The following is a 1,475-nucleotide window of genomic DNA, read 5'->3' on the forward strand; positions in this document are numbered from 1 at the left end:
CCCCGTTACTTTCTTCGCAGCCGCTTGGTGAGCATGCTGGGCGGTGACGGCCTGCCGGGCCCGGCATGATTGCTGCCCCCTGTCTTTTATGATCCGGGGGGTGTTGTCACCGGGCTCGGTTGGCGGTGTGTGATCGCTGATAGGGGCTGGACCCGAGCACGGCTCGAGGCCGTTCGTAACGTGGATGCCGGGACGCACCGTCGCGGACGCCGTCGCGCGAAACGGAGGGACAGCGTGGTCACCAGCATCGACAGATACGACGAAGTCGACGTGTTCATCGGACTCGACGTGGGCAAGGGCGAACACCACGCCATCGCCCTCGACCGGGCCGGCAAGCGGCTGTTCGACAAGGCCCTGCCGAACGACGAGCGCCGACTGCGAGCGGTGCTCGACCAACTCGCGACGCACGGGACGATCCTCCTGGTCGTGGATCAGCCCGCGACGATCGGCGCGCTGCCCGTCGCGGTCGCGCAAGCGAGCGGAGCCCTGGTCGGGTATCTGCCGGGGTTGGCGATGCGGCGCATCGCGGACCTGCACCCCGGTGAGGCGAAGACCGATGCGAGAGACGCGGCGATCATCGCTGAGACGGCGCGGACAATGCCGCACACGCTCCGGTCGATCCAGGTCGCGGACGAGCAGGTCGCGGAGCTGTCGATGCTCTGCGGGTTCGACGACGACCTTGCCGGGCAGATCACCCAAGTCTCCAACCGGATCCGTGGGCTGCTGACGCAGATCCATCCCGCATTGGAGCGCGTGATCGGGCCGCGACTGGATCATCCCGCGATGCTCGACCTCCTGCAGCGCTACCCGTCGCCGGCGGCGATGAAGGCGGCTGGCGAGAAACGGATCGGGAACCGGCTGCTCAAGAACGCGCCGCGCAAGGGCCGCGACTGGGCGGGTGAGATCATCACCGCGCTGAGCGAGCAGACCGTCGTCGTGACCGGCACCGACGCTGCAGCGCTCGTGCTTCCGCGGCTCGCGGAACAACTCGCCGCGCTGCGCCGGCAACGGAACGAGATCGCCATCGAAGTCGAGAAGATCGTGGATCAGCACCCTCTTCAGCCGGTCCTGACGAGCATGCCCGGAGTCGGCGTCAGGACCGCGGCGCGGCTCCTCACCGAAGTCACCACCAAGACTTTCCCCACGCCCGGACACCTCGCCGCCTACGCCGGCCTCGCACCCGTCACCAGACGCTCCGGCACCTCGATCCGCGGCGAGCATCCGTCACGGCGCGGGAACAAGATCCTGAAACGGACCATGTTCCTGTCCGCCTTCGCAGCGCTCCGCGACCCCGAATCCCGCGCCTACTACGACCGGAAGATCACACAGGGCAAGCGCCACAATCAGGCCATCATCGCCCTCGCCAGACGACGCTCCGACGTCCTGTTCGCCATGCTCCGCGACGGCACCCTCTATCAGCCACAGCTCACCGAACCTGCCCTCGCCGCTTGACAGAAGACATAGGGGCACCCCCC

Annotated in this window: 1 protein-coding gene; it reads left to right on the top strand. The window is 67.7% G+C overall.

Annotation, left to right across the window (positions count from 1 at the left end; genetic code table 11):
* Positions 1–246: 246 nt before the first annotated feature.
* Positions 247–1,452 (top strand): IS110 family transposase, encoded by a 1,206-nt coding sequence (locus ACFVSU_RS21955; protein WP_387148179.1) that lies wholly within the window; start codon positions 247–249, stop codon positions 1,450–1,452.
* Positions 1,453–1,475: the final 23 nt, after the last annotated feature.

Source organism: Microbacterium sp. NPDC058062 (genome assembly GCF_042885375.1).
GTDB lineage: Bacteria > Actinomycetota > Actinomycetes > Actinomycetales > Microbacteriaceae > Microbacterium > Microbacterium trichothecenolyticum_C.